14 protein-coding genes are annotated in these 20,937 nt (G+C 37.0%); 9 read left to right on the forward strand and 5 right to left on the reverse strand.

Translation table 11 applies throughout. The features are described 5' to 3' along the window. Window positions 1-113 precede the first annotated feature (113 nt). Window positions 114-671: a helix-turn-helix domain-containing protein gene (locus LO761_RS10740; RefSeq protein WP_272818282.1), complete on the reverse strand. Its 558-nt coding sequence runs from the start codon at window positions 669-671 to the stop codon at window positions 114-116. 225 nt (window positions 672-896) lie between these two features. Continuing rightward, entirely contained in the window at window positions 897-2,822 is a 1,926-nt protein-coding gene (dnaK, locus tag LO761_RS10745; RefSeq protein ID WP_272818283.1) for a molecular chaperone DnaK, read from the reverse strand. A gap of 493 nt (window positions 2,823-3,315) precedes the next feature. On the opposite strand from dnaK, the gene LO761_RS10750 reads away from it, so the two are divergent. Both LO761_RS10750 and LO761_RS10755 read left to right on the forward strand, forming a co-directional pair. Beyond that, window positions 3,316-3,741, forward strand: a complete 426-nt coding sequence (locus LO761_RS10750) for a DUF1893 domain-containing protein (RefSeq protein ID WP_272818284.1) — start codon at window positions 3,316-3,318, stop codon at window positions 3,739-3,741. A gap of 5 nt (window positions 3,742-3,746) precedes the next feature. Then, the gene (locus LO761_RS10755; protein ID WP_272818285.1) at window positions 3,747-4,259 is read left to right on the forward strand and encodes an ECF transporter S component; all 513 of its coding nucleotides are present in this window, start codon (window positions 3,747-3,749) and stop codon (window positions 4,257-4,259) included. Window positions 4,260-4,526: 267 nt separating this feature from the next. On the opposite strand, the gene LO761_RS10760 is transcribed toward LO761_RS10755, so the two are convergent. From LO761_RS10760 to LO761_RS10770, 3 genes are all read right to left on the reverse strand, one after another. Further along, window positions 4,527-4,886: a DUF488 domain-containing protein gene (locus tag LO761_RS10760; protein ID WP_272818286.1), complete on the reverse strand. Its 360-nt coding sequence runs from the start codon at window positions 4,884-4,886 to the stop codon at window positions 4,527-4,529. Window positions 4,887-5,152: 266 nt separating this feature from the next. Further along, window positions 5,153-6,685 (reverse strand): SusD/RagB family nutrient-binding outer membrane lipoprotein, encoded by a 1,533-nt coding sequence (locus LO761_RS10765; protein WP_272818287.1) that lies wholly within the window; start codon window positions 6,683-6,685, stop codon window positions 5,153-5,155. Window positions 6,686-6,698: 13 nt separating this feature from the next. Further along, window positions 6,699-9,815, reverse strand: a complete 3,117-nt coding sequence (locus LO761_RS10770) for a SusC/RagA family TonB-linked outer membrane protein (protein ID WP_272818288.1) — start codon at window positions 9,813-9,815, stop codon at window positions 6,699-6,701. 992 nt (window positions 9,816-10,807) lie between these two features. Here LO761_RS10770 and LO761_RS10775 point away from each other — a divergent pair. The 7 genes from LO761_RS10775 to LO761_RS10805 all read left to right on the forward strand — a co-directional run bounded on the left by LO761_RS10775 (window position 10,808) and on the right by LO761_RS10805 (window position 20,931). Further along, window positions 10,808-11,437 (forward strand): carboxypeptidase-like regulatory domain-containing protein, encoded by a 630-nt coding sequence (locus LO761_RS10775; protein ID WP_272818289.1) that lies wholly within the window; start codon window positions 10,808-10,810, stop codon window positions 11,435-11,437. Continuing rightward, window positions 11,425-14,049: a SusC/RagA family TonB-linked outer membrane protein gene (locus LO761_RS10780; protein WP_272818290.1), complete on the forward strand. Its 2,625-nt coding sequence runs from the start codon at window positions 11,425-11,427 to the stop codon at window positions 14,047-14,049. The genes LO761_RS10775 and LO761_RS10780 overlap by 13 nt, the downstream gene beginning before the upstream one ends. A 21-nt stretch (window positions 14,050-14,070) precedes the next feature. Further along, window positions 14,071-15,585, forward strand: coding sequence for a RagB/SusD family nutrient uptake outer membrane protein (locus LO761_RS10785; RefSeq protein WP_272818291.1), 1,515 nt, complete (start codon window positions 14,071-14,073; stop codon window positions 15,583-15,585). 344 nt (window positions 15,586-15,929) lie between these two features. After that, complete coding sequence (locus LO761_RS10790; RefSeq protein WP_272818292.1) at window positions 15,930-17,033, forward strand: cyclically-permuted mutarotase family protein; 1,104 nt, start codon at window positions 15,930-15,932, stop codon at window positions 17,031-17,033. A 21-nt stretch (window positions 17,034-17,054) separates the two neighbouring features. After that, complete coding sequence (locus tag LO761_RS10795; RefSeq protein ID WP_272818293.1) at window positions 17,055-18,305, forward strand: MFS transporter; 1,251 nt, start codon at window positions 17,055-17,057, stop codon at window positions 18,303-18,305. 22 nt (window positions 18,306-18,327) lie between these two features. Next, on the forward strand, window positions 18,328-19,251 hold the full coding sequence (locus LO761_RS10800) for a dihydrodipicolinate synthase family protein (RefSeq protein WP_272818294.1): 924 nt from the start codon (window positions 18,328-18,330) through the stop codon (window positions 19,249-19,251). 1,314 nt (window positions 19,252-20,565) lie between these two features. After that, a complete protein-coding gene (locus LO761_RS10805; RefSeq protein ID WP_272818295.1) occupies window positions 20,566-20,931 on the forward strand; it encodes a hypothetical protein in 366 nt (121 codons plus the stop codon). The last annotated feature ends 6 nt before the right edge of the window (window positions 20,932-20,937 follow it).

Here is a 20,937-nt window from a genome sequence, read left to right on the forward strand (position 1 = left end):
CATACATATAGAACTGGCACTGGGTATGGAAGTCCATTTTAGATGCTCATTATGAGCATCTAAGGCTACATGTGAATTATTTTTCTTCATTTTTTCATTATTTTATTTGCATATTAACTTAGGATGCTGTATAGTTTATCAATTTCTGATTTAGGTGCATACACATAATTGCCTATCTGGCGAGTAGGGATAGAGTACTTGCGGATATGTGCCCACACCGTACTGTCATCTATATCGAATTTCTTGGAAATTTCTCCGATGGTATAGCAATGGTCGGGATTCATGTTATAGATTCCATCTCCTAAATCAACTTTTGGCGGAGTGAAGTTTCTGGAAGAGAAAAGTGCAATACAAGTGGATTTACTGATTCTTGTCAATCTTTGTCCAACATTGATTGCAGCAATACTGCCTTCACGAATAAGTCGATAGATGGTTCCTCTGCTGACATTGAACATGGCAACAGCTTCTGGGACTGTAATGTAATCACGTGCATCAGGTACACTTTCCGCAATCTTCTGCAAACGTTCCTGTTCCGCTTTCTCGACTTTTCTCCGTTTGTAAGCAATGTTAGTGCATCGACGACTGCAATATCTTGATTCCAAGGTCGCCGCCATAAATATCTTACCACAGATTTCACATTTACGCTTGATTTCAAATTTTGCCTTTGACATTTTCTTATCTCCTTTTAAGTAATCATAAGTACATTAAGTAACAATACATAACTATAAGTGAGGTGTTGTCGTCAATTAAGTACGTGTCGCAATTACGTTGCAAATATAAGCCAAAAATCGATAAGCAATAAGTACGAAAACAAACATTAACAAAACGAATAAGGGGTGAAAATCAGCGATTTACACCCCTTTTCTTATTAAATCTTATCAGATATTTATCCGTCCTTATTTCACTTCCTCAAAATCAGCATCTTGGATATTTTCACCATTAGTATTATTAGTTGAACCAGCCTGATTTGTATTAGTCTGTTGTTGACCGGCATCCTGCTGACCACTCTGTGCACTCTGAGGACCTGCCTGAGAATACATCTGAGCACTTGCAGCTTGCCATGCAGCATTCAATTCATTTATTGCAGTATCAATAGCGGCTAAATCTTGAGACTTGTGGGCATCTTTCAATTTCTGTAAAGCTGCTTCAATGGCCGGTTTTTTATCGACTGGAATCTTATCGCCAAGATCTTTCAATTGATTTTCTGTTGTGAATATCATTGAATCTGCCTGATTCAGCTTATCAACTTTCTCACGCTCTTTCTTATCAGCATCTGCGTTAGCCTGAGCTTCTGCTTTCATTCTCTCAATTTCATCCTTGCTCAAACCTGAAGACGCTTCGATACGAATAGCCTGTTCCTTACCTGTTGCTTTATCTTTAGCAGATACTTTCAAAATACCATTTGCATCAATATCAAAGGTAACCTCAATCTGTGGAACACCACGACGAGCCGGAGCAATACCTGTTAAGTTAAACTGACCGATACTCTTATTCTGAGTTGCCATCGGACGCTCACCCTGCAATACATGAATAGTAACTTCTGTCTGATTATCTGTAGCTGTAGAGAAGACTTCACTCTTCTTACAAGGAATAGTTGTGTTGGCATCAATCAACTTGGTCATTACACCACCCATGGTTTCGATACCCATTGACAACGGAGTGACATCCAATAATACAACACCTTTAATCTCATCTGTCAGAACGGCACCTTGAATAGATGCGCCAACGGCAACAACCTCATCTGGATTAACCCCTTTTGAAGGAGCTTTTCCAAAGAAATCTTGAACCAATTGCTGAACAGCAGGTATACGGGATGAGCCACCTACAAGAATAACCTCATCAATATCACCAACAGACAAGTGGGCATCGGAAATAGCTTTCTTACATGGTTCAAGACAAGCCTGAATCAAATCGTGACACAAACTCTCGAACTTAGCACGAGTCAATGTCTTAACCAAGTGTTTGGGAGTTCCGTTAACCGGCATAATATATGGCAAATTTATCTCGGTAGATGTAGAAGAAGACAATTCTATCTTGGCTTTCTCTGCAGCTTCCTTTAAACGTTGCATTGCCATCGGATCGGTAGTCAAGTCAGCACCTTCGTCATTTCTGAACTCCTGAACCAGCCAATCGATAATCTTCTGATCGAAATCATCACCACCCAAGTGAGTATCACCGTTGGTAGAAAGAACTTCGAAAACGCCACCGCCAAAATCAAGAATAGAAATATCGAAAGTACCGCCACCAAGGTCGAATACAGCAATCTTCATATCTTTATTCTTCTTGTCCAGACCATAAGCCAAAGCAGCAGCAGTAGGCTCGTTAACAATACGTTTAACATTCAAACCCGCAATCTGACCGGCTTCCTTTGTTGCCTGACGTTGCGAATCGGAGAAGTATGCCGGTACAGTGATAACAGCATCTGTAACCTCTTGACCCAAATAATCCTCGGCAGTCTTCTTCATCTTCTGAAGAACCATGGCAGATATCTCCTGTGGAGTATAAAGACGTCCATCGATGTTTACTCGCGGCATACCGTTTTGATTCTCTACTTTATATGGAACACGTGCGATTTCCTTCTGAACCTGATCCCAATTTTCACCCATAAAACGTTTAATTGAGAATACAGTTCTCTGAGGATTCGTGATTGCCTGACGCTTTGCAGGATCGCCTACCTTACGTTCGCCACCATCTACAAACGCAACAATAGAAGGAGTTGTACGCTTTCCTTCACTATTGGCAATTACCGTAGGCTCATTACCTTCAAATACAGCTACACATGAGTTTGTAGTTCCTAAGTCAATTCCTATAATCTTTCCCATAATCGTATATTTTTATTTAATTATCTAATTATTTATTTTATGCTCCAACGGCACGCCTGTAAAAGAACAAACGTTGTGCCACATTCCCCATTATGAGAAAAAAAACTCATTCTGACAGTTTGGCAGGAATCATGTCGCAAAACAATGTATCAATAACAGCCCAACTAATCAATAGCCTGTCAAGCCATTACAAAAGAACGTTATAAGTAACAGAAGTCCTATCATAACATTAATCTTCGACGAACTCTTCTCCTTTCGACAAGCAGAAAGACAAGAAAGAGCAGACGATATTACATTCAACTTAGTTTGAGCAATACATAAAAAAATAAAAAACGGAAATTATATTTGTCATTTTTATTAACCATAAATTTTAATTTTCGTACATTTGCGAATAACTTAGTGCTTTATGAAACGTTTATTTATCTACTTCAATACCACCTGTTTATAATTATAACAATTAATGATGGCACTGAACAACATTAGTAATTAAGTTATGAGACATGAAACGATTGAGGCATTACATCAGCATCACTGCTCATTGGTAGTGAATAGAGATGGGGAATTATACTTCTTTCATAAAAAAGGAGTGCGCGACTTAGAAGACTTACTTAATAACACTCCGCAATTATTAAACGGATCGGAGCTTGCGGATAAAGTGATAGGCAAGGCTGCTGCCGGAATGATTGTTGAAGGAAAGGTTAAGGAAGTATATGCCGACATACTTTCCCGAAAGGCTGTTCCTTTATTGGAGAAGGCAGATATACCTTATTCGTATGGGAAACTGGTCGACCGGATTATTATTCCGGAAGGTGATACCCGTTGCCCTTTGGAACAGATAGTAGGTAAAGCAGATACGGCTGAGGAAGTAGTCCGATTGCTTCGTAAACATTTTGCAGAAATGAATCAATTTAAACATTAACAAATATGACAACATCAACAGTAAATTTGTACACCCTGAATTATACAGAGTCAAAAACGTATGTATGGGCAGCCGCCTTTATTCTTGGCAACATCGCATTACCACAACTCTTTCACTTAATTCCACAAGGGGGAATGATTTTCCTGCCAATTTATTTCTTCACCCTCATCGGCGCATATAAATTTGGCTGGAAAGTGGGTTTATTAACAGCTGTTCTCTCACCGCTCATCAATTCTGCCCTTTTCGGAATGCCGGCTACTGCCATGATTCCTGCTATTTTAATCAAATCGGTTGTTCTGGCTTTGATTGCTGGATTGGTAGCTCAACGTTTTCAGAAGGCTACATTGCCTTTACTTATCGCCGTTATATTGGGATATCAATTCGTTGGAGGCTTGGGCGAATGGGCTATCACCGGTAGCTTAGAGGCTGCTCTTCAAGACATCCGTCTCGGACTTCCGGGAATCCTGTTGCAAATATTCGGTTGTTACTTGCTGATTAATTATGTCATTCGCAAATGACAATTGAGAAGCACTATAAGGGAAAAAGATCAATCTTAAATCTCATGCGTATGAATGATTAAACTCATACGCATGAACCGACAAACTCATGCGGATGACTTGAGCAACTCATACGCATGAACCGTTCAACTCATACGCATCATTTAGACAGATTAAATAGATCGCTTAAGCAATTCAAACGTTTGACCCTATCTATTCAAACATATTGATTTGAGTATTAAAGGTTACTGACGATAAAAAGCTGTAGGAGAGCTTCTCTTACAGCTTTTATTTATTCAGGATCCAATCTCGGAGAATAAGCGCATGATTACAAGTCTCACTCTTCGCGCCATATAATAAAGTCACATTACCCTGTTTCAAAAGTTGCCGGCAATGCGCAATAAATTGCAATGCATCCTGATTACCATCCAACTCAGCACGATATTTTTGAGCAAATTCCGCATAGTTTTCCTCCTTATGCCCGAACCATTTACGAAGGCTTGTTGTTGGTGTCACTTCCTTACGCCATTCATCAATTAAAGCTTTCTCTTTCGAAATTCCTCGAGGCCAAAGACGGTCTATCAGAATTCTATATCCGTCGCTTGCGTCAGCAGAAAGATAGACTCTTTTTATTCTTAATTCTCCCATAGTATTCTAACACCTTATCATAATAAACTATCCATTCTAATTTCTTTTCTCACCCAATCAACGTAATTCGACGACTAAATTAATAAGAAATAAATAAAAAAGAGCGAACCTCTTAAAATTTAACCAAATATTCTTCTCGTGAAATGGCACCTACAAATAAAGCAAAATAAAAATAGAATTGTTCTTGGCAGAGCATTCCACTAAGAACAATTCTAATATCACAATTTCAATTTTACATCCAAGCTGTTTTCTTTACTACTTCTTCCCTATTTCAGAATCCACATAACTCCCATATAATCATCAGAGCCATTATATTGCTCTTTTATCGCCTTTGTCACATTTTCCATATTATAGTTCAGCTCATCTATGGGATACATCCATCTCAACGGCATTTTGTCGGAAGGAATATTTCGATTCGATTGAGGATTTATAACAAATTCAGGCACTCCGGTTCGCCGATACTCATAAAAGCCATTATAAGGAGTCTGCAAGAAAGTCAACAAATACTTCTGCCATATAATTTGTCGGATTTGGTCATCCAAATTATCGGCAAAAGAAACCTTTTCACCTTTCAGATATTCTGCAACATATTCTTTTGTCATTTTTCTGTTATGATGATAAACTGCATCATCAGGCGTATTCTCGGAGACAAACTGCATGGACGAACGAATACCTTCTTCATAGTAATCTTTGGCACTCTTTGGAATAAAACCTCTTGCTGCCGCTTCCGCCAAGATATAATTCATCTCCTGATAACTCAAGAAGAAGACCGGTTCACCTTCCGGAATTTCCTTATAGCGATCGTTCAACGGCGATACATTTCCTTTACTAACATATTTCAATATATCTGATTCAGGTAACATCGGGTCAACACCTCCATACGCATCCCATGACGATACATCAACCTTGTTCGCAATAGCATTAGGTGTCGGCTTAGCATAATAGAATAAACGATAATCACCTAACTCTTTTAGCTTATCTACGACAATACTTGTTACACGATCATAATTTGTAAAGCTGTTAATCTCTTTATAATACGGATATTTCTGACCGCTCTTATTCGAATATACAACTTGGAAGTTATCATCGATCGACTCAAATATCGGACGTTCATTAATTATCGTATTAAAACGCTCTTTAACTTTCAAATCCAAATCGTCTGTTTTCCTATACAAATTAATCAATAATTTTAATTGTAATACATTGACAGCCTTACGCCATTTACTAACATCACCATTATAAATATAATCGCCTGCGAATGTCACTCCTTGAGCAAATAATCTATCCGCCTCATCCAACTCATTTAGTAATCCGAGAAAAATATCTTTCTGAGTATCATATTTAGGGAAATAATTTCCTTCTTCCCCTTCGATAGCTTCACTATAAGGCATGTCTCCCACTTTTATCGTAAGATTAAAGAAAACATACGCTCTGATAAAATGGGACAAAGCCGTATAAGAATTCTTCAATTGATCAGTAGTAGCCATATCTATCATCTTAACTGCATTCCTTAAATTGGCTAAGGTGCTATAGCTCGGTCTGCTTAATAAATTGAATGCCTTATCTATATCTTGAGCTTCTGTCCATGAGATATATTTAGATAGCAAATCTTCAAAAATAAAGCCTTTACCATTCTCATTATCCGTAGTTACAAGCTCGTTTATCAATTTCGTCGCCAACATAGCAGAGGTAACCTCCGGTGTGGTATTAGGATTTGTATTAACTTCCTCAAAATCGTCACACCCTATCAATAGGAAAGAGGAAAAACAAATCAGTAATAAACAATATATCTTTTTCATGTGTCATATCATATTAAAATTCAACCTTCAGATTAAGTCCTACATATCTTATTGATGGAGAAGACAAGTTTTCATCCTCTACCCCTTCAAAGCCATCAGGATCAGAGAACCTGAACTCTTTCGTAAGCACAAACAAATTCTGCCCAATCAAACCGGCATAACAACTCGACATTCCTAATTTCTTCACTAACTTTGTCGGAATATTATAACCTATAGACATTTCTCGAAGTTTTAAGAATGTTTTATCTTGTACCAATTTATCCGGATTGTTTCTACTTCCTCTTATAAAATCTTCGTACGAGACAACCATATCATTGGGCGCAAAAACACGTGTATCGGAAGTAATCCGACCATATTGGTCGTATTTCACATCTCCTGATACAACTTTTACGCCTTCTGCCACATAAGTCTTCTTTTTATTAACCACTTCGTCATAACGATATTGATTATCAGTATCCGGATGTGCTCCTGTCTCATACATATAAAATTCTGTATTAGCCCACGACTTTCCACCTATACGCCCATCAAAATTAAGCGTCAAAGTGAAATCTTTATATTTAAAAATATTCGCAACTCCATATTCTATATCAGGATCCGTATAACCGACTAAAGAATTGTATTGGCTTCTCAACATTAAACCGTTACTCCCGATAATATAATTACCCTTTGAATCTTTTTCATATCCTCTATAAGAATAATAATCCGTACGCTTACCTACTTTTGTCCATAAATCGTCAGCACTGTATTCCTCATCGATCTTCGCAAAATATTGTTTGCTGTTCGATACGTTTAACGAAACATTCCAACTAAAATTTTTCAGTTGTACTGCCAATGCGTCTATAGTAAACTCAATACCCCTCCTGACATATTCTTCTTTAATGTTCATCAATCGGGAATTAAAACCTGATGCCGACGATATGGTTTGTCTTCTGGTATTATTATACGTAAGCTTGTTGAAATAGCTAATATCTAATCTTATCCTGTTATTCTTCAAGAAATGTATATTTGTACCTATTTCCCATGTTCGATTCGTTATCGGCTTTACATTTCCTCGTAAAGTATTCGGATAAGTTGCCATATTCAACCCGTCCCAAACACTTTGCGTAATGGAGTACGACTGATTCAAATCATATATATCCAAGTCTTTTTTAGAAACAGTCCAAGAACCTCTTATTTTCCAGAAAGGCATCCATTCGGGCATACGAACTATTTCTGACCCGATGATGCTGACACCAACCGATGGATAAAAGTAAGATTTCTCATCCGGGGGCAATGTCGAAGACCAGTCGTTTCGTCCTGTAGCCTCCAAATAATATGTATCTCTATAACCTAATGTTAAAGTACCAAATAAGCTGTTCACTTTCTTTTTCTTAGCTTCACTGGAAACTGTCGGACTTTCTACAGAAGCCGCAATAGAATAAAATCCGGGAACCAATAAACCGTTCTTAGTCGCTGCCGTCAAAGAGCTTGATTTAGTGTAATATATAGACCCTCCAACCAATCCATCTATACTGAAATCTTTTATTTTCTTATTATACATAAGAAATAAATCATAATTAAGCGTAAGAGCAGTTCCTTTTGACTCCTGATAATAGCCTAAAGCTCCGTCTCGCCATCCTCCGCGATTTTTAGAGATTGTACCAACTGAAGCCCGTCTCTTAGTCTCGTTAGAATACGCGACTCCTCCCGCACGCAATTGTAATCTTAAGCCGGGAATAATCTGATACTTAAATGACAAAGAGCCATTAACAGAGAAATTATTGATTGCCCTTATCTTCTCATGTGCCTCGAAATAAGGATTATCGTACCAATCTGTATAATGCCAATTCTGTTTTTCATTTGGAATAAGCCAATAATCCTTATAGTCTTTTAGTCGGTACTCCGGACCTGTCCAAATCAATATATTATACATATATCCTGTTCCATAGCCATAACCGGCAGTATTAGGAGCAGACTCCTGCGTGTAATTAAGACTTCCTTCTATATTGGCTTTTTCTCCCAACTTTAATTCTCCTCCAATATTATACCAGAATTTATTTTTCTTTGTATTAGGATACTGGTTTTTATCATACAAATAGGATAAAGATGTCCGAATAGTTCCATTTTTCCCTGAAGTAGAAACGCTCACTGTTGTGTTGCTAATCATACTGAATTCAAGAAAATCTTTAAAATTATTCTTTCCCCGCGAAGTAAGTTCCATATCACGGTATTCTTTATTAATAGGATCCCATTGCCTGTATATGCGTCCTATATCCAACTTATCACCCCAAACATAATCGATGTTATCGAATACGCCCCCTGATCCGGCACTGTATGACGTTTGTACCTTAGGGATTTTAAGCTGTCCAGCATTAATCATGTTACTTGTATTTACCTCGATGGTAAAACCTTTATTTCCTCCTTTCTTTGTCGTAATCATTATTGCCCCGTCACCACCACGCGATCCATAAAGAGCAGAAGCAGTAGCACCTTTTAATACCGTAATCTCTTCTATCACATCTTGGTTAAAATCGCTAAAGGCCTGATTAGTCGGAATACCATCGACGACGACAAGCGGATTTGCACCACGTAATCGGATAGTTGGCGCATTATTAAACTCCGAAGAGTTATAAATACGCAAACCGGAAATACGTCCTGTTAAACTCGTTGCGATATTCGCGCCTTTTACCTTATCAAGATTCTCTCCTTTAAATTTCTGCGTGGAATATCCCAAAGCTTTCTCAGAACGAGAGATTCCCAATGCTGTTACAACCACTTCATCCAGTGCTTCCGTGTCATCATTAAGGATTACAGATATAAGCTCTCCCTCTTTTGCTTGCACTTCTTTCGTTACATACCCAATATACGAAATAACCAACGTAACTGTCGACTTCTTTATAGTAATAGAAAAGTCTCCATTCGTATCGGTTACCGTACCATTCGTAGTACCTTTCTCTAAAACATTGGCACCGATTATAGGCTCACCCAACGCATCCTTCACTGTACCGGTTACGTATCTTTGTTGCTGAGGAATATTAACCTCCGTCAACGGCAAAGAATTCAATGCATATAATGCTTGATTCTGCGGTAAACCACAAAAGAGCATTAATCCAATACATACTCTAAGTAAATTCTTTCTTCGATTTTTCATTTCATTTAATTAGATTATTTGGGTTAATAATAAAGGGACGCTAAAATTAAAACGCAAGAACATGTCCCTCTTATGTTCAAAAACTCTCTTTGCTGCTATTATAATAACATCACTTGTTATACAGGGTTCATAGTTAAATCTAAATAGAATGCAAATATTAACAGATAAACATTATGTCGCTGCCAACAAAATTAATATTTTCTCGCAAAAAGCATAACAATATCCAAAGAATTTTCTAAAATAACGTGAGTCCGACGAATTTAATCAGCATGCAACTACCGAGTTGTATGTAAGAAGATAAAAAGAGATATGTATGAGTCGGACAGTTTATACGTATCACTTTTTTGATACTTATTTATGTCACTTTAAATTCATTAAATACATATTATTTATTTGTATTGGAAAGTGGAAATATCTTGTTAGAAAGAAAACGATTAAAAATACAAATTTCATAAGGTTAGTATATGTAAAAGGCAACAGACGTAAACGCTGCCACACAGAATAGAATCGAGAGGTTAGAGCTTTAAAAAACAGATACCTCGGAGAAGACTTAACTTTCCGACGACAAAGAAGAAATCTTTCAAATATTATTACCGATATTACACCTGTTAGTCGTCTCAACGATGTAACGAAAAAGGAATATTTATTGCATATTTCTCACTTTTTTCATTGCAAATCAGAAAAAATAGTTTAATTTTGCAGCGACATAATATAAAAAATCTAAAAAGACAACACATTAAAATATAATATGGGAGATCCTTATAATGTTAAAATAAATGCTTTCGGTACATTTTATAACTTTTGTTTATGAAAATTCTAAGCCTTTGAGGAAACCATATAGCAAGTTGATTGAATTGGTAAAAGCCACAAAAAACATCATCGGAAAACCCGAAAAGGATTTGGCAAATAATGAAATTGAATTAGAAACAAAAAATGACCTATTAGTAAGTTTAAAAAAGAAAATTTTATTATATAATTAAAGAACAATGAATATGAAAAAAACGCGTAAACGTAATCATTTTGGAAGTGGATTCTTAGCTATTTTATTTTTATTTATATCCACTTCCCTCTTTGCTCAGAACAGTACCGTAAAAGGAACTGTCACAGACTCTAAAAACGAACCACTTATCGGAGTTACCGTTTTAATACAAGGTAGTACGAACGGAACAGTAACCGATATTGATGGAAATTACACCCTTGCCAATGTTCCCTCGGACGCGACTATTGAAATCAGTTATGTGGGAATGAAATCTCAAACAATACCTGTAAATGGTCAAAAAACCATTAACGTGATATTAAAAGATGATGCCGAAATGTTGGACGAAGTGGTGGTTGTAGGTTATTCTACTCTTAATCGATCACAAATGACTACCTCTGTATCCAAACTTGATACAAAAGTATTAGAAAGTGCATCCCGTTCCAATGCGGCAACCGCTTTACAGGGAACAATACCCGGATTGAAAGTTACCCAAACAACGGGTCAGCCGGGCAGTACGCCGCGGCTGCAACTTCGTGGTGGTACAAGTTGGGATGGAGCCGGATCCCCTCTTATTCTTATTGATGGCGTTCCGGGATCATTCTATGCGCTCAACTCGGACGATATCGAATCATGGAAGTTTTGAAAGATGCTGCATCAACTGCAATCTATGGAGCTCGTGCAGCTAACGGAGTAGTAATTATTACGACTAAAAAAGGTAAAGTAGGACATTCAAACATCAATTTCAAAGCAAAATATACGACTAATAAACGCAAAAAAGATCCTATGCAATATTTAGGCGCTGCCGATTATGTGAAATTTAATCGTATGGGTGTTGCCAACTCCCAAATGGTAGAAGACAACCCAAATTCATGGTTAGCTTTCCTCAATGGAGTGAATGCTGCCGCTACCGGTAACAACCCGTTGAATTCTATTTACACAACTATGTTCTTAACTAAAGAGAACGAATATTTACTAAAACATGAAGGATGGCAAACCATTAAAGATCCGGTTACAGGAAAAGACCTTATTTTCCAAGAAAACGATATGACAAATCTGTTCTATCAATCAAGCCATACACAAGACTACACGCTATCCTTTGATGGTGGGAACGACAAAGGTACTTATTATTTAAGTTTGGGATACATGGATGATAAAGGATTAGTATATGGTTCAGGATTTAAACGTGTTTCCGGAACAATGAACGCATCATACAGAATAACAGACGCTTTTAAAGTTTCTTCCAATATTATCTATGCTCATTCAAAACAAAGTGTACCATTCGATAATATTTACAATTTATTCCAACGGTCTGCAGGTATGGCTCCAACATCTCGTATCTACATCAATAACCCCGACGGATCATTATCAGACGAATTACACCCGGGTACCTATTTAGGTTTCGGTAATCCATTATATTATCGGGATAAATTTCCCGCAAGCAATTTGGAACAGCGATTAACAGCCTCTGTTCAATTCGATTATACTTTCCTCAAAGATTTTAAACTCTCTCTAAGAGGTAGCCATTTCACTATAAATAATTCAAATGAATCTTTTAATAAAGCATATCTAAGCTCGGGAAAACTGAATACAAGCAGAAAAGCAAGCGCACAGCATAAGCGTTTGATGAGAAACCAGATAACTGCGCTTTTAAACTATCAAAAGCAAATTGACAAACATAATGTCAGCGCATTATTAGGAGCTGAGTATTTTAAAGAACAAAACTTCAATATGAAAGCGAGTACGCGATACTCTCCTACCGACTTAATTCATACAATGAATGTAGGCTCTGAAGCAGAAGGTATTCCTTATTCTTATCATACGCAATACGCCATAGCTTCTCTGTTTGGTCAAGCTAACTATGATTATGATATGAAATACTTAGTAGGACTAACTTTCCGTTACGATGGAACTTCCCGCTTAGCAAACAAGAAATTTGGATTCTTCCCCGGTGTATCTTTCGGATGGAATGTTCATAACGAAAATTTCTTCAAAACATCCAAAGTCAGCCATGTTATAAGTAAATTAAAACCAAGAATCAGCTATGGTGTTAATGGTAACATTGAAGTATTAAGCAACTTTGGTGTATATGGTCTCTACAAAACATCTGCCATTTATGATTCACAAACAGGTTATCTAAATACTAATTTACCAACCATGGATTTAAGATGGGAACGTTCCACAACACTAAACTTTGGTTTGGACTTAGGATTATTCAATAACAGAGTAAACCTTATGGCAGACTACTACATTCGTGATGTAAAAGATAAATTATCGGGACTTACTCTTCCTCTATGGACAGGATTTTCTTCTATTCAGACCAATAACGGAACGTTACAAAACCGAGGTTTAGAAATAGAACTAAATGCCGACATCATCGATACAAAAGATTTCAAATGGAATTTAGGTACTACATTCTTTAGAGTTAGAAACTATGCTAAGTCGCTTCCGAAAAATGGCATAGACAAGAATCGTCAGGGAGGTACGGAAATTTATGATCCAAAAAGTGGAAAAACAATATACGTTGGAGGATTACAAGAAGGCGAACGCGTAGGTAATGATCTCATTACTGCTTATGTATCCGATGGAGTATACAAGACTCAAGCAGAAATTGACGCAGATGCTAACAGAGTAGTCGAATTTGCCTACAACAAGAATAAAAGATTCTTAGGAGATACTCGTTGGAAAGACATCAATGGCGATAACGTTATTGATTACAGAGACCGTGTTGTCATTGGAAGAACAACCCCCAGCTTTTCAGGAGGTATTATGTCAAGTTTATCGTACAAAAATTTTGATTTGTTCATAAAAGGAGATTATGCTATCGGACATTATATCATCAATGGTCGCCGTGTGAAAGGAATCGCTCAAACTCAAGGAAATCAAAACGGTCCTCTTGAAATCAGAGATTCTTGGACTAAAGAAAATCCGAATTCCGATATTCCTCGTTTTGATTTAGTAGATCGCCAAAAGAATCACTTAGCTGCCGGATGGGATCAAGGAGATGTTACAAACGGAAGTTCTCGCTATATTGAAAAAGGAAATTATTTCGCTTTACGAGAAATTACACTAAGCTACAATTTAAATGGTAAACAATTATTCAACAATCACGTTAAAAATATACGCTTATATTTTACAGCAGCTAACTTAGCTTATTTTACCAAATATACCGGAGCTCTTCCTGAAGCAGGTGGTAACGATACAGGAAGTTATCCTTTACCTACTTCTTATACAATGGGATTAAATATTACTTTTTAAACAAATAAAAGAATAAGAAATATGAAAAAATATATTCTAACAATAGTTTCGCTTGTCCTACTTTTAAGTGCCTGCGATTTTTCAGACATAAATCCGGAAAGTGATCTTACTTACAATGGATTTTGGGATACGGAAGAGGCTGCGAGAGCGGCACACATTGGTATATATGCCAAATATAGAACTTATGCCAGAACATTTTGGTCGATGGGAGAAGTCAGATCGGATATTTGGGGTGGATTAACAACAGAAACTCCTAATGACATAGAATTGATCAACAATGATATTTCAAAAACAAAAGTTTATTTCAATAACTGGGGCAATCTCTACGGATTATTGCACAATGTAAATGATTTCATTACAAATGCTTCTAAAATAACATTCAAAAATGAAAATGAAAAAAATCATTTACTTGCGCAAATATATGGAATACGCGCCCACATTTATTATACCATGCTCAGAGCTTGGGGAGACGTACCTATTACCACCGAGCCATTAATTGATACGAATGTGGAAAAACTAAAGAAGCCACGTTCACCTAAAGCTGAAGTAATGCAACAAGTTAAAGCCGATATAGCAAAATCATTAGAGTTGTTCGGCGAAGATAACTCTTTATGGCTTAATAAAAACATTTACTGGTCAAAAGCCGCGACTCTCGCTCTAAAAGGAGATGTATATCTTTGGTCAGGGAAAGTACTTGGAGGCGGACAAGCTGATTTTCAAGAAGCAAAAAACGCATTACAGAGCATAAGTGGTTTTGAATTGGTAGACTATGAAAATCTATGGGGCGAAAAAAATGAAAATAACAAAGAATTTATTTTTGCTTTTGACTATCAACAAGATCAAGCCGGAAATTTTTACAGTATGTTTACCGGACGTATTGTAGACTTTAACGGATTATTTGATGAAAACGGAATATCAGCCAAAGACAAATCTTTGTTAGGAGATGGTTCTTCTGTTATAACCGGTGGCGCAAGTCGTTTTGGGCCAACTGACAAAATATTATCCTTACTGGACGATAAAAATGATAACCGAAAAAATACTTTTATTCGATTATATAATGATAACAAAGGGCATACTCCTTTCACTCCCGAAGACCCTTCATACAGAACATCTGTTTTAAATAAATTCTTAGGAACTATTTATGACGATGGACAACGTAAAGACTTTAATAATATACCTTTATATCGCTACGCAGATGTTCTTTTAATGTTAGCTGAGGCAAAAAACAATTTAAATGAAGACCCAAGCGCAGAAATTAATGCCGTTAGAGAAAGAGCATACGGTGATAATTTCGTTCAATATAAATTCACCAAAGGGTCGCAAGCAGATAATCAAAAAGCTATACTCGATGAGAGATTAAAAGAATTTGTAGGGGAAGGAAAACGCTGGTGGGATTTAGTACGTGCAGGTGACGGCATTGTATTCAAAGAAGTAACTTCCCTAAAAGAGAGTGAAGCTTATAAAATATATTATTCTATATCGGAAGGTATGATTGCAAACGACAGTGAATTAACACAAACTGAAGGTTACAATTAAATTTTCTTACATTCTCTTTTTAATCCTAAAAGAAGAGGAGAACTGCCTCCTCTCTTTTAGGATTTATCCATAAAAAGGAATGTCACGTCTCTTTATACAAAAAATCCCCATCTCTTTTATTTAGGAATCGGTTATTTAAAACAGGTAGAATCACATCAATTAATTCTGTAATTCTATAATGATTAAAAAAAATAGCGTTAATTTTATTATTATATGTTGTCTGTACTAATTTAATTTTTGCGCAAATAAAAAATAGAATGAAAAGAACTATTATAATAAAAACTTTATGGGCTCTATTATTTATCTTGAGCTTTCAATCTTGTAATAAAACAATCTATAAAGAGATGAAAATAATACATACCAAATTACCAACAACCGGACTAACCGGAAATTTAGCTAAAGGCGTATCAGCAAGCTATGCCGCGCTATTAAACGGAAATCTTATTGTGGCGGGAGGAGCAAACTTTCCCGATAAATTAGGATTTGAAGGAGGGAAAAAGGCTTTCTATGATGAAATATTAATTTTCGACCAAGAAGCAAAAGAATGGAAAATTATAGGAAAACTGCCTCAAGCAAGTGCTTATGGAGTATCAGTCCCCCTTTCATCGGAAGCCGCCTTATGGATTGGAGGGAACACACCTTCCGAGTCTCTATCGGAAGTCTATAAAGTTTCGTTAATCGAAAATAAAACAATAAAATTAGATTCTTTCCCTCAATTGCCTGCAACAATGGATAATTTTGCCGGATGTTCTATAAACAACAAAGTTTTTGTCGCAGGAGCGAAAGCAAATGGAGAAGAAGGTAACTTTTTCTATGCAACAGACACCCAAAAAGATTCTACATGGACGCGTCTTCCCGATTATCCGGGAATTCCACGTACTCAACCCGTCATGACCGCTTTGAAAATAGAAGGAAGAGAATACATTTATCTGTTAGGTGGTTTTTTCGGTGGGAATGACATGCTTAAGCCCCAAATGGCAACAGAAGTTATCCGTTATTCGGTGGCAGATAATGAATGGGAAAAAGTAGCCGAACAAACAGACCCGGAAACAAAAGAACTATTTTCATTGGGAGGAGCAACGGCTATGCCTGTTGATAACCGCTATATCTTATATATCGGAGGGGTAAACCATCATGTTTTTTTGGATGCAATTACATCGCAATATGATATTGTCAACGATTCTACAACTACGGAAGAACAGAAAAAAGAATTAAACCATAACTTCTCTAAGAATTACATGACACAGCCCATCGAATATTATAAATTTAATTCAGAATATAGGGCTTTCGACACTCAAACAAATACGTGGCTGACAATTGACAACGTTTCAAACGGAGCACGTGCCGGAGCAACACTCGTATTTGAAGGAAAAACATTCTTCGCCATACAAGGGGAATTAAAACCCGGCGTACGCTCTTCGGAAACATGGAAAGGAGAAATAGAATAAATACGATAATCATCATAGAAAATGAAAAACAGTAAATATTATCCTTGGATTTTAGTCGCCTTATTGTGGGTAGTAGCCCTGTTGAACTATCTCGATCGCCAAATGCTTTCAACCATGCAAGTATCCATGCAAATGGATATTGTGGAATTATCAAAGGCGGAGAATTTCGGAAGAATCATGGGCGTATTTTTATTAATCTACGGATTAATGAGCCCTATTGCAGGCACATTAGCCGATAGAGTGAATCGGAAATGGCTTATTGTAGGAAGTTTGTTTGTGTGGTCTGCCGTAACCTACGGAATGGGATACGCCCAAACATTTAATCAAGTATATTGGTTACGTGCGTTAATGGGCGTAAGCGAGGCCTTGTATCTGCCTACCGGCTTGGCAATGATTGCCGATTTCCACACCTCCAAAACACGTTCATTAGCCATCGGCATTCACATGTCGGGGCTATACACCGGACAAGCTTTAGGCGGCTTTGGAGCAACCATTGCCGCAAATTATACGTGGCATACAGTATTTCATTCTTTTGGAATAATAGGAATTGTATATTCCATCATTCTTATTTTCCTCCTACACGATAAAGAAGGTCATGCCGGAACAAGGGCTGCCTCGCTGCAACCACAAACTGCTAAAAAAGAACCTTTTTGGCGTTCTTTTGGTGTAATTTTTACAACGCTCTCTTTTTGGATTATGCTAATCTATTTCATGGCTCCCAGCTTTCCGGGGTGGGCAACCAAAAATTGGCTACCGACTCTATTCTCCGAAAACTTAGGCATAGCTATGGCTAAATCCGGCCCGATGGCAACCATATCTATCGCCATTGCTTCATTTATCGGTATACTGATTGGAGGTCCTCTTTCCGATCGTTGGGTACAAAAAAATATAAGAGGAAGAATGTACACAAGCGCAATCGGATTAGGCTTAACTATTCCTGCGCTCTTTCTGATGGGAGTTGGACATTCTTCCGTCGGATTAATTTCAGCAGCAGCCTTATTTGGTATCGGATATGGTATGTTCGACACAAATAATATGCCTATATTGTGTCAAATTATTCCTCAAAAATATCGTGCCTCTGCCTATGGCATCATGAATATGGCAGGCGTTTTTGCCGGCTACGCGGTAACCCGAATCTTGGGCAGCTCTACGGATGCCGGTAATTTAGGATCAGACTTTAGCAAATTGGCAATCATTGTTTCGGTGGCACTCATCGTGATGCTTATTTTCTTGAAGCCTCAAAAAGAATTGACTTATACGGAAGAAAAATAACTATCATTAAAAAATTATCAATATGAATTTCGAAAAAATAAAAGGACTTTTAGTTGCTCCATTTACACCTTTCAATGAAAAAGGAGAAGTGAATTACGAGCCCATTGCGGCGTATGCCGATATGTTGCATAAAAACGGGTTGATTGGCGTTTTCATCAACGGATCATCGGGCGAAGGATATATGCTCACCGTAGAAGAAAGAATGAAACTTGCCGAAGAATGGAAAAGAGTAGCTCCTAAAGACTTTAAAATCATTGTTCACGTAGGAGCAACTTGCGTCAAAGACAGTTATCGTTTGGCACAACACGCACAAGAGATTGGTGCCTTTGGAATCGGCACAATGGCTTCTCCTTTTCCCAAGGCCGGACGTGTGGAAGAATTGGTGAAATATTGCGAAGAAATTGCGTGCGGAGCTCCCAATTTGCCCTTCTACTTCTATCATATACCCGCTCTAAACGGTGTTTTCTTACCAATGCTTCCCTTCTTACAGGCAGCTGAAGACCGTATTCCCAACTTGGCCGGAATTAAATATACTTTTGAAAGTCTTTATGAGTACAACCTATGCATGCTTTACAAAAATGGCAAGTTCGATATGTTACACGGACAAGATGAAACCATTTTATCCGGCTTGGTAATGGGTGGTGCCCAAGGTGGAATTAGCGGAACCGGAAATTACATCGGAAACGTTTTAGTGGGTGTAATCAACGAATATAACAACGGGAACATTGAAAAAGCACGCGAATTACAAAATTACGCGCAAGAAGTAATCAATATAATTGCCAAATTCAGAGGAAACATTGTTTGTGGTAAACGCATCATGAAACTAATAGGATTGGATTTAGGCATCAATCGCACCCCGTTCCAAAACATGACAGATGCCGAAGAAGCAATTGTGCGAAAAGAATTGGAAGCAATTCATTTTTTCGACAAATGCAATAAACAATAAGAACCATTCTATTTTATATCTTCTCTCTAAGCCTTTGCCAAAGTCAAAAAAAAATTTGGCAAAGGCTTTTTCATCCTACAAACTCATCCTTTTTCTCTCCTAATATATATCGTTCATTGCCATCATCAAAACTTCGCTAACATTATTCATTACCAATGGATTTATATCATTGCTCTTTTTTAACTAACCATATACAGCCATTACTCCGATATGTGAGAACGTAAAAAGAGATACGTATGAGTCTGACGATTCATCCGCATGAATTGCTCAAGTCATCCGTATGAGTTTGTCGATTCATCCGTATGAGTCGGACAGTTTATGCGTATCACTTTTCTGATACGTATTTATGTCATTTTAAATTCATTAAATACATATTATTTATTTGTATTGGAAAGTGGAAATATCTTGTTAGAAAGAAAACGATTAAAAATACAAATTTCATAAGGTTAGTATATGTAAAAGGCAACAGACGTAAACGCTGCCACACAGAATAGAATCGAGAGGTTAGAGCTTTAAAAAACAGATACCTCGGAGATGACTTAACTTTTCGACGACAAAGAAGAAATCTTTCAAATATTATTACCAACATTACACCTGTTAGTTGGCTCTACAATGTAACGAAAAAGGAATATTTATTGCATATTTCTCACTTTTTTCATTGCAAATCAGAAAAAATAGTTTAATTTTGCATTAGTATAATATAAAAAATCTGAAAAAACAATACATTAACATGTAACATGAAAGATTTACAATGTTAAAATAAATGCTTTCTGTACATTTTATAACTTTTGTTTATGAAGAATTATAAGCCTTAGAGGAAGTCATACAGCAAGTTAGTTGAATTGCTAAAAGCCACAAAAAAACACCATCGGAAAATCCGAAAAGGAGAAATATTGCTCAATCTAAAAGGCAGTAAATAGAAAGGCTGTTTTCATGTTCCTCACGGCATGGATCAAGTTTGGGAAAACGTTGAAAAAAAGCGAATAAATCTGTATAAGCCAAAAGAAAAGGCTACAGAAGCAATAAATCATGTCAAGATGTCAGTTTGAGCGATCGGGATGTGAAAAAAAATATTTTTATAACATCACAAAGCCTTGGGATGAGATAATAGAACAGAATAAAACATCTCAAGGGATTGGGAAGAGATAATAAATAGTTTTTTGTCCTCCCAAGGGATTGGGACAAGAAAAAAAGAAACAAAATGTCAGCCCAAGGAATTGGGAAAGGATAATAACTAAAAATCCAACGTCCGGAGGACTTAGGATAGCCGAGATTGAATGAATTATATATTTTTTATTTATAAAACAAATCAATATGAATAAACTTATCATTGCATTTACCCAACTGATAGTGAAAGTATTGGGTAATTTGGCCTTTCGAACAATTGCCATTTCCAAGAAAATTGGAAACGAAGAAGTCGCCACCAATGTATTACTGAAAAAAGTAGAAGAGGTTTATGCTCTATACGATAAACTTATTCTTAAACCTATTTATAGCGGACAAGGAAAAATTGTTGTCGAAAAAGACCTTGAACGCGACACATCCTACAACGGATTGCGCAGAGTCATACAAGGATTGGCTCGTTTTAACAGTGAAAAGGGAAACGCCGCTAAAAACACCATCGGGAAACCCGAAAAGGATTTGACAAATGATGAAATTGAATTAGAAACAAAAAAATAACCTATT

Origin of the sequence: Phocaeicola oris, assembly GCF_021295095.1 — a bacterium.
GTDB classification, from domain to species: Bacteria; Bacteroidota; Bacteroidia; order Bacteroidales; family Bacteroidaceae; genus Phocaeicola; species Phocaeicola oris.